Below are 10,926 nucleotides of genomic sequence, written 5' to 3'. Positions count from 1 at the left end.
GCCGCCAGCGTTCGTCCTGAGCCAGGATCAAACTCTCAATTTTAAAGTTTAATCTCTTCTCAAATTCATTGACAAGGTTTATTACCTTATCTTACTGGCTGTTACAAGAATGTTTCTTGTTAATTCTCTGTTTAATTTTCAAAGACCATTTCTCAGTGCTTAATAATATTAGCACATTTTTTTATCTTGGTCAACACTTTTTTGTTTTTGTTGACCTGTCATCTCGCGACGACAATTAATATTCTATCACAGCTTTCAGCCATATTTGTCCTCTCATACCTAATATAATAAAATTATTTTTATAATTCTTTAATATCCTTCATATTTTTTAATTTTTTATATATAGACACACTGGGTACAGTTATCTTTAATATCATATAAAAACATAGGACTATTAGCAAATTTACATTGCTAATAGTCCTATGTAACAACACTTTTTAATATTTTAATGCCACTTTATTATATTGGAATATATAAGAACCATTAAAACTATTCCTAAAGCTATTCTATATATAGCAAAAACTTTCATTGGTTTTTTCTTTAAAAATGCTATAAATTTATCTATTACTACAAGAGCTACTATAAAAGATACTATAAATCCAGCTGCTAAAGCTATTAATTCTATAGAAGAGCATGTACTAAATACATTATGCTTTATTAATGACATCCCTGATGCCCCTATCATTGCTGGTATAGCTAAAAAGAATGAAAATTCCGCTGCTGCCACTGTAGATAGCCCAACTATCCAAGCTCCTATTATTGTAGATGCTGATCTAGACATACCTGGCCATAATGCTAGGCATTGAAACAATCCTATAATAATAGCTTGTTTAGCATTTATATCATCTATACTAGTAGTTTTAGAATTATTTCTATATCTATTTTCCGCATATATCATCCATATAGCGCCTACAATTAAAGCTATAGTTACAGGTAATGGATAAAATAATTTTTCTTCTATTTTATCATTAAATGGCATTCCTATAGCCGCTGCTGGTATAGATGCAATTCCTATGTTAATCCAAAATTTTAAACCACATTTTTTTACTGGTACCCTATCACTTGGTAAAAAGTTTTTAAGAGTACTCATAATTTTGTCCCAATATAAAACCACCACCGCTAATATAGCTCCTAATTGTATAACAACACTAAACATATCTGTATAAGCTTTTCTATACACTGTTCCATCAAATCCTATAAGGGATCCGGCTATTATCATATGCCCTGTAGAGGATACTGGTAGAAATTCCGTTATACCTTCTACTATTCCTATTATTATTGCTTTTAATATTAGTAGCATTGACCTAACTCCTCGCTCTCTTTTTTATTTAATACCCCTATATTATACTATTTTTTATGACTTATACAAATATATTAATAAACATATAAGAAAATAATAATCTTTATTACTTTTTATAATTCACTATTACTTCCCTCACGACATCCTTACCATTTTCTGATAATTTTATAGAATTTTGCCCTTCTTTTAATTTTAGTTCAAAAATATTGTTTACCTTACCAAAATCTGCTCCATTGACACTTATATAAAACTCCTTAACCATAACACTATCTTTAAAAGAAGCCACATAAAAACTTGGAGTTTCTTCTTCTTTTCCTTCAGTATTCTTTTTAGATATTATTAGAGTGGGTTTTTTATCATTTTGTAGATCTTTATACTGAGTTTTAGGTGAAATAGTAAATAAAGAGTCATTATTTACAAAAATAGTTGGTTTAATATATCCCTTAATAGTTTTCAATTCTGGTAATTGTCCATTTTGTATATAAGTAATATATGAATTACTTTTAACTCCATCATGAATATTATTGTCAATACCTATAGTGTAGCTAAAAAAATATCTCTCCATTTTTTTAATATATTTATTTTTATCTTTAACTCCATTTATTTCTAGGTCACTTATTCCATTATTCAAAATTTCTATAGCACTTAAAGGTACTCCAGCTTTAGACATATAACATGAATTAACTACATCTATCATTATCCATTTTTTATATTTATCGCTCCAAATTTCTGAAACCATGAAAAAATCATCTTTCTTGCTATGCTGAGCGTCCTTAACTCTAAATTCCCCTATTCTTGAATATATTCCAACAGAAGAAATAGCCTCTGTAAAAATTTCATTAAATTCTTTATCTGAAACAGTCTCCCCCTCTTTATATTTTTCTAATATAGCTAAAGGATCCTCTTCTGTCTTTATACTGTTTTTAGAAAACTTCAATTTACTATTTAACCAACTAGTCATCTTTAAGGCCTTACCCAAATCATCTTTTCCTTTTGATGTAAGTTTATCTAAAGAATATTTGGATTTTAATTGTTGAGGGTTTGGACTTTTGCCATCACTATAATAAAAATGTATATTGTTTCCTTCATAAAAATTATCCCATTTTTCTACTACAATACCCTTATTGCTATTTCCGCCTTTGCAGGAAATAAACAATATATTAATAAATAAAACAAGAATAAAAACACATACAGTCTTTAATTTTAATCTTTTTCTATACATCTTAAACTCCCTCTCTTCTCTATTTATATATTAATATGTTTATCGTATATTAAGTATATAGTATTAATTTTAAATTTTCATTATTTATATAATATTCACTATATTTTTTAACTAAAAATACAGTGTAAAAACTTATTTAAAAAAAGAGGAACTTAACATAAAATAGATTTAAAATATAGCAAAAATAAAAAATACACCTAATAAACATTAGTCTATACGTGTATTTTCTATCTTTACCATATTAAAATTAACTCTATTTTCATACATCATCTTCTAAATCTCTATTTATACCATACCCCCTTCTTCTAACTTATACTATTTAAAAGCAACAACATAAACAGAGTTCTTGGCTTCAGAGGTAGTTTTTACTCCCTCTGAAGCTTAGGAAATGGTTATCCAGGGACGTAGCCGCTCTAATACTCCCACTTTGAAGAAGATGGGAGTATTAGAGCGGGTAGTCATCGGATAAAATTTATTTAACATTTTATTATATTTACAATACTATTAATAGACTTTTCTATATCAGGTATATAAAATTTCAACAAATTCATATTACCTCTTAATGTATAATCGCCCATATAAGCAGGTATGAGTATACTATCTCCTCTATTTAAATTTTGTCGCCCTTCACTATAATTAATTTGTCCTTGTCCATCTACACAGGTAAAAATAAAAAACCTTTCTTTATCACTTTTTTCTTTTAAGAAATAATATACTTCATATTTTTCCATAGCAAAAGCCTCTGACAAAAAGCAATAGGTTTTACTACAATTTTTTAATTGCACTTTTAAGCCTGATTTTTTATTAGGTTTAATATCTAAATTTACACAATTCATTCCTTTTTCTAAATCTAGTTTTCTTCCTCTATTGTAATCATATAATCTATAGGTTGTGTCACTGTTTTCTTGAATTTCAATTAATGTAACTCCTTTACCTATAGCATGAATCATTCCACTATCTATATAAAATACATCTCCCTTTTTTACTGGTACTTTATATAAATAATCTTCAACTGTACCATTATCTATAACCTTCCTAATTACAGCTTTATCTTTTATTTTGCTACCTAAAATTATATAAGAACCCACTTTAGCTTCCATAACATACCAGGCTTCTTTTTTGGGACTTTCCTTTGAATCTAAAATATCTTTTTCACCTGGATGTACTTGTATAGACAATTTTTTTTCTGCACTTATTATTTTTAAAAGTAATGGAAAATCTTTATACCTATCAAATATACAATCTCCCATTAGTTTATTTTTATATAAGTCTATAGCATCTTTTAATGTTTTCCCCTTAAGTTCTCCATTTTTAATTACACTTATTAAGTCTTGGTGAAATGCTATATCCCAACTTTCACCTATATCTCCTTTAGGAAGATTATCTCTAAATTTTTTTAAGCCTCTTCCACCCCATACTTTATTTAAATATATATTATTAAATTTTAAAGGATACATTCTTCTCCTTAAATATAAATTGATTCAATTAATATATATTCTAATCTACATGTATTAATTACATTTAAAGATTTTAATTAAACTAAATATAAAAAGTACAATACATGAAATTTAAACACTAATTTTATAATACTTTTAATCTATGGTATTTAGGGTATTTATATATTTATAATGATTGAAAATTAACTAGTAATTCACATTAATAAAATAATAATTCACAAAAATTAACTGAACATTTTATTAATATTAATGTAAAATAGTTAAAGTTATATTATAATAGGTAGTTGTAATCTTATTTATTTAAAAATTCAAAAAGGAAGTGTGTAAAATTAATATAAAATCTTTTTTCAGTATAATGATTTCAAAAATAGTGCTAAAACTATCTAAAACACTTTTTAAAGGTGGAACCAACTTTCCAGGAAGAGTTGCTTTAAAATTAGATAGAAAAATATTAAAAACAGTAGCTAAGGATTATAAAATAATCCTTGTAACAGGGACTAATGGTAAAACTACTACAACTAGTATGATATACAATATGATTAAAGACAGTAATAAATTTGTAATATCCAATAGTACTGGTGCAAACATGTTTCCAGGCATAGTAGCTTGTTTTGTAGAAAATTTTTCTTTCAATAATAAAGAAGAAAAGTATGCAGTTATAGAAGTAGATGAAGCCAATGTAAAATTTATTACAGAATATGTATCTCCTGAAATAATAACTATAACAAACTTATTTAGAGATCAACTAGATAGATATGGAGAAGTTTATACTACTTTGAAAAAAATATTAGAGGGTATTGAAAAATCTCCAAATTCAAAACTTATATTAAACGGAGACGAATCACTTTTAGGTGATTTAAATAATTCTCTTCCTAATAAAGTTTTATATTATGGATTTTCCCACTCTAAAAACGCTGATACTGTAATAGATGTAAATGCTGACTCAAAGTTTTGTAAAAAATGTAAACATCCTTATTCCTATGAATTTTTAACTTATAATCATTTAGGCAACTACTACTGTGAAAGCTGTGGATACAAAAGACCTAACCTAACCTTTTCTTTAGATGAAGTAGAAGATTTAACACCAGAAGGATCTTTGGTTATAATGGATAATCAAGAATATTACATAAATCAACCTGGTCTATACAATGTTTATAATGCCCTATGTGCTTATTCTATGGCTAAAACATTAGGTATAGAAAAATCCATTATATTTAATTCATTAAAGAGTCAAAAAAGTAGTTTTGGTAGACAAGAAAGCATAAACATAGAAGGTAAAGATGTTAAAATAATATTAGTTAAAAATCCTGCTGGATATGATCAAGCCATAAATACTATAGTTTTAGATAAGAAAAAAATAAATTTAGCCCTACTTTTAAATGATAACTATGCAGATGGTAGAGATGTATCTTGGATATGGGATGTAAAATTTGAAAAATTAAATTCTCTAGATATAGATAATATACTAATCTCTGGTGTTAGATTATATGATATGGCTATAAGATTAAAAGTAGCAGGTCTCCCAAATGAAACATTTAAACTATCTCAAAATCATGATGATTTATTAGAGGATATAAAAAGTTGCAAGGAAGAAACAGTATATATTTTAGCCACATACACTGCTATGACATCTTTTAGAAAATTTCTAAATTCTAAAGGATATATTAAAAAATTATGGTAATTAATATATAAAACAATTAAATTAAACATTTTAAACTAATGTAAAGAAGGTGAAATACATGGAACTTAATATATGTCATCTATACCCTGATTTATTAAATGTATATGGGGATATAGGCAATATTCTAGTATTAAAATATAGAGCTCAGCAAAGAGGTATAAAAATAAATGTATCTAATGTTTCCATAAAAGATAGCTTTCCTATAGATAAATATGATATAACTCTATTTGGAGGAGGTCAGGATTATGAACAGGCCATAGTTTCAAAAGATATGGTAGAAACTAAAAAAGATGACCTTACAGAATACATAGAAAGAGGAAAAGTTTTATTAGCTATCTGTGGTGGCTATCAATTATTAGGTAAATATTATACTACACCAGAAGGTGAAAAACTTGATGGACTAAATATATTAGATATATACACTGAGGGTGGAGACACTAGATTTATAGGAAACACAGTAATAAAAAATGAAGATTTTAATGAAACCTATGTAGGCTTTGAAAATCATTCTGGAAGAACCTATATAGGAAATTTAAAACCTTTAGGCAAAGTTATAGCCGGTTATGGTAATAATGGTGAAGATCAACAAGAAGGTTGTATCTATAAAAACACCTTTGGAACTTATTTCCATGGTTCTCTACTTTCCAAAAACCCAGAATTAGCAGACAGACTTCTTTCTACTGCTTTAAAAAATAAATATGGTGAAGATATAAAACTAGATCCTTTAGATGATAATCTAGAATTTAAAGCAAAAGAATTTATAGTTAATAGAGAAAGTAAAGCTTAATTTAAGAGAATTACGACTTAAGCGGAACAAAATCATCCTTTTGTGGTTTTTTCCTTCAATAGGAAATTATTATAACAACCTTTAAAGGTATTAAAACAAGAAATACTTTTAGAGAAAATAGATATCTAGAAAAATAATTAGAATACTTTATTTGTGGACTAATATTTAGGCGTGAAGTAAATAGGACGTTTACTTAGCTCTGTTGCCACAGGACGTGGCATTAGAGCGTTAGCTTAAATATTAGTACACAAATATTAGTATTCTTTATTTTTATAGCTATTTATTGACTAAAAGTATTTCTTGTTTTAATTTTCAGCCTTTAAAGACTGTTAAGTCATAATTTCCTTAGATTCTTTCTATAACTATTGACTCTCCTTTTATGTCTACTCCAACAGTAGTACCTTCGTATATGTTTCCTGCTATTATTTGTTTTGCTATTTCTGTTTCTATAGTATCCTCTATATATCTCTTTAATGGTCTTGCACCATATATTGGATCATATCCTTCTTTGGCCATGATATCTTTGGCACTATCTGTAATCTTAAGCTGTATATTCTTATCTTTAAGTCTTTTTCTTATATCATCTAAGAATATATCTATTATTCTCTTAATGTCTTCTACTGTAAGAGGTTTAAACATTATGATGTCATCTACTCTATTTAAAAATTCTGGTTTAAATCTAGCCTTTAAAGCTTCTTTTACTCTTACTCTTACACTTTCGTCTATGCCTTCTTTACTTTCATTATCTAATAAATAGTTACTTCCCAGATTAGAAGTCATTATAATTATAGTATTTTTAAAATCTATAACCTTTCCTTTATTGTCTGTAAGTCTTCCATCGTCTAATATTTGAAGAAATATATTAAATACATCGTCATGAGCTTTTTCTATTTCGTCAAATAATATAACACTATAAGGTTTTCTTCTAACCGCTTCTGTTAACTGACCTCCTTCTTCATATCCTACATATCCTGGAGGAGCTCCTATAAGTCTTGATACTGAATATTTTTCCATATATTCAGACATATCTATTCTTATTATATTTTCTTCTGTATCAAATAAAGTTCTAGCTAAAGTTTTAGCAAGTTCTGTTTTTCCTACCCCAGTAGGCCCTAAGAATATAAATGATCCTATGGGTTTTCTTGGATCTTTTAATCCTGCTCTAGCTCTTATAACTGCATTAGTTACTGCTTTTACTGCCTCACTTTGGCCTATTACTCTAGTTTCTAGTTGATCTCCCAATTGTAATAATTTTTGTCTTTCGGTTTCAACTAATCTTGTTACAGGTATACCAGTCCATTTAGAGATTATTTCAGAAATTTCCTGTTCTGTAACCTCTTCTTTTAGCATAGCATTTCCATTACTATTTTCTTTTATTAACTTTTCTTTTTCTTCTATCTCTCTTTGAAGGGTTGGTATTAAGCCATATTTTAGCTCTGCCACTTTATTTAAATCATATTCTCTTTCGGCCTTTTCCATTTGTCCCCTAACATCATCTAGCTTTTCTTTTAAATCTCTTATTTTTGTTATATGAGATTTTTCATTTTCATACTTAGCTGTCATTTCTTTATCTTTCTCTTTTAATTCACTTAGTTCCTTTTCTAGGACTTCTAATCTTTCCTTTGAAGCCACATCTCTTTCTTTAGATAATGCTTCTTTTTCTATTTCTAACTGGAATATCTTCCTTTTCATCGAATCCATTTCCGTTGGCATACTATCTATATCTGTTCTTATCATAGCGCAAGCTTCATCTATTAAATCTATTGCTTTGTCTGGGAGATATCTATCTGTAATATATCTGCTAGAGAGTTTAGCTGCAGCTACAATAGCTGAATCATGTATTCTTATTCCATGATATATTTCAAATCTTTCCTTAAGACCTCTTAATATAGATACTGTATCCTCTACTGTAGGTTCATCTGTTATTACAGGTTGAAATCTTCTCTCTAAAGCTTTATCTTTTTCTATATACTGTCTATATTCATCAAAAGTAGTAGCTCCAATACAATGAAGTTCTCCTCTAGCAAGCATAGGTTTTATTAAATTTCCTGCATCCATAGAGCCCTCTGTTTTACCTGCCCCTACTATAGTATGGATTTCATCTATAAATAAAATTATTCTTCCTTCACTATTTTGAACTTCTTTTAATACTGCTTTTAATCTTTCTTCAAATTCCCCTCTATATTTTGCACCTGCAATAAGTGCGCCCATATCTAAAGAAAATATTATTTTATTTTTTAGACTTTCTGGTACATCTCCTCTGACAATTCTCTCTGCCAATCCTTCTACAATAGCAGTTTTACCTACACCCGGTTCTCCAATAAGTACAGGATTATTCTTAGTTCTTCTAGATAAAATTCTTACAACTCTTCTTATTTCTTCATCTCTTCCTATAACAGGGTCCAATTTATGTTTTTTAGCTTCTTCAACTAAATTTCTACCATATTTCACCAAAGCTTCATAGGTTCCTTCCGGATCTTGGGTATCAACCCTTTGACTTCCTCTAACAGCTGATAATGCCTTTAAAAACTCTGATTTTTTCACTCCGAATTTTTCTAATATAGGAAGAACATTATTTTTGTCCACATCCATTATAGCCAATAAAACATGTTCTACACTTATATATGAATCTTTAAAATCCTTTGCTATACTTTCCGCCTTTACAAAAACCTCTTCAAATCTCCTAGTAGGATACACTGAAGAAGACTGTGCTCCCTCACCTAATACTTTAGGCATACTATCTAAAACTCTATTAGTTTCAGCATTAATGTCTCTTATATTCACTCCCATTTTCCCTAAAATATTAGGAATTAATCCATCATCCTGAGAAATTAAAGCTGAAAATAAATGTATAGTATCAATCTGTTGATGATTATACTTAACTGCAACAAGTTGAGAATCATTTATAGCTTGCTGTACCTTCAAAGTTAATTTTTCAATATCCATAAAATTACCTCCCTTTTATATATCGTGTGCAAAGTACAACGTCACTTGCCATGCCTATATTTTTTTCATATGGTTTACCTCTAATAACTTCTAATTGTTCTCTTAGTTTTTTTATTTTCTTGTTCTAATTCTTTAATTTTTTTATCCCTACATATTTAAATATTTTCAAAATTTAATTTAATATGCATAGATTATTTAATTACTATTATATTCAAAAAAATTCTACTTTCAAGAGGGAGAATAAGAAAATTATGACTTAAAAGATAGTTATGCTACCCTTAATTTTAAAAATAGATAGGTAGTTATAAAGACGATTCACTTCCATAAAAGATTCTAATTCGTTTTTTACTAAAATATACTCTACGAATTATAACTTGTACTTGTATAAATATTTGGCATATTGTCACAAAATAAATAAGCATCGATATTTCTATCCATGCTTATATACCATTAAATTTTATACACTTTTTTCAAATATTTTTAATAAACGTAAATAGTGACTTGCTTCACGTAGAGTATGGTCACCTAGTAACGGTATTATTATTGACCTGATTTTACATTCTACCAATCCTTGAGTACCTTGTGCCTTAAATTTCTTTATTTCTATAGTTGCTTTAAGGCTATCATCTGTAACTTTTGAAATTGCCATTGCATTATCCATGGCTTCCTTTGCCTCTTCTGTCAACTCATCAAATTCATTTCCAAAGTTATTTGCTGTCTTTATAAGTTCATCTTCAGTTGGGTCAAGAAGACCTCTAATAAATTTTGAATGTTCGGCCATAATTCTGTTCCAGAAGGTCTCTTGTTCATAAGCTTCTTTTTCTAAATCGATTTCTTCACGATTTTGTAGTCTTCTAACTAACTGAAAATAGAATTTTGCTTCCCTTAAAATATGATCTATAAGTAAAGGGTAATTAACTGTAAATATTCTGCAACATATAACATCTGATAGTATTTTAGTCTTAAACTGTGCTAAAGCTCTAGTTAGTCCCATTGCTCTTTGATTAAGCATAGATACTCTCTCTTCAAGCATAGGATTAACTTTCGTTGAGCTATCACCCCTTAATCCTTCTTCTGCTTCAGTCAATCTAATTGGAATATTCACTCCTGTAAAATATGCTGAAGCCATTTCAGCTTTTAATGTAAATGGTGTTACTACTTCACCAGATTTTAATACATTATTGCTAACAACACCATTAGAAAGGGATATAGCATCAGCTAAAAGTCTATCAAATTCCATTCTAAAAGCGTTCGCCTGCTGCATAAGTCTTGAATCTTTAGGTGTAAAACCTATTTGTAAAAAGAAGGAGTGTTCCTTCATAATTCTGCCAAAAAAAAGATGTAGCTCTAATGATTGTCGTATAAACTCACGTCTAGATAGCATAGTGAATTCTCCTTTTAAAATTTTTCTTCACTATCATCATATTAATTGAATACACAAAAGATTACTTTTATCGCATGGCTATACTTATAAATTTTAGATACAATCTGCAAAAGCTATATAAAAAGTTCACGTTATCCTGTAAATTCATT

General features: G+C 28.3%; 7 protein-coding genes. 2 read left to right on the top strand and 5 right to left on the bottom strand.

Annotated elements, in window-relative coordinates:
* Positions 1 to 445 precede the first annotated feature (445 nt).
* From ACYUDJ_RS05210 to ACYUDJ_RS05200, 3 genes are all read right to left on the bottom strand, one after another.
* Positions 446 to 1,300 carry an undecaprenyl-diphosphate phosphatase gene (locus ACYUDJ_RS05210; RefSeq protein ID WP_043031164.1) on the bottom strand — a complete coding sequence of 285 codons (855 nt, stop codon included), beginning with the start codon at positions 1,298 to 1,300 and terminating at the stop codon, positions 446 to 448.
* A gap of 106 nt (positions 1,301 to 1,406) precedes the next feature.
* Entirely contained in the window at positions 1,407 to 2,522 is a 1,116-nt protein-coding gene (locus ACYUDJ_RS05205) for a transglutaminase domain-containing protein (protein WP_043031162.1), read from the bottom strand.
* A gap of 476 nt (positions 2,523 to 2,998) precedes the next feature.
* Positions 2,999 to 3,979 carry a type I phosphomannose isomerase catalytic subunit gene (locus tag ACYUDJ_RS05200; RefSeq protein WP_043031160.1) on the bottom strand — a complete coding sequence of 327 codons (981 nt, stop codon included), beginning with the start codon at positions 3,977 to 3,979 and terminating at the stop codon, positions 2,999 to 3,001.
* Positions 3,980 to 4,298: 319 nt separating this feature from the next.
* Here ACYUDJ_RS05200 and ACYUDJ_RS05195 point away from each other — a divergent pair, with 319 nt between their 5' ends.
* Together ACYUDJ_RS05195 and ACYUDJ_RS05190 are read left to right on the top strand one after the other, a co-directional pair.
* A complete protein-coding gene (locus ACYUDJ_RS05195) occupies positions 4,299 to 5,660 on the top strand; it encodes a Mur ligase family protein (protein ID WP_080333482.1) in 1,362 nt (453 codons plus the stop codon).
* A 58-nt stretch (positions 5,661 to 5,718) separates the two neighbouring features.
* Positions 5,719 to 6,447, top strand: a complete 729-nt coding sequence (locus ACYUDJ_RS05190) for a type 1 glutamine amidotransferase (protein WP_043031156.1) — start codon at positions 5,719 to 5,721, stop codon at positions 6,445 to 6,447.
* 345 nt (positions 6,448 to 6,792) lie between these two features.
* Here the strand turns inward: ACYUDJ_RS05190 and clpB are convergent, their stop codons facing one another.
* Entirely contained in the window at positions 6,793 to 9,393 is a 2,601-nt protein-coding gene (gene clpB / locus ACYUDJ_RS05185; protein ID WP_043031154.1) for an ATP-dependent chaperone ClpB, read from the bottom strand.
* A gap of 457 nt (positions 9,394 to 9,850) precedes the next feature.
* Entirely contained in the window at positions 9,851 to 10,777 is a 927-nt protein-coding gene (locus tag ACYUDJ_RS05180; RefSeq protein WP_043031152.1) for a DUF2935 domain-containing protein, read from the bottom strand.
* Positions 10,778 to 10,926: the final 149 nt, after the last annotated feature.

The sequence above is a fragment of the Clostridium sp. CTA-6 genome (genome assembly GCF_054768115.1).
The sequence above is the reverse complement of the archived record's forward strand: the minus strand, read 5'-3'. Positions and strand labels throughout refer to the sequence as shown.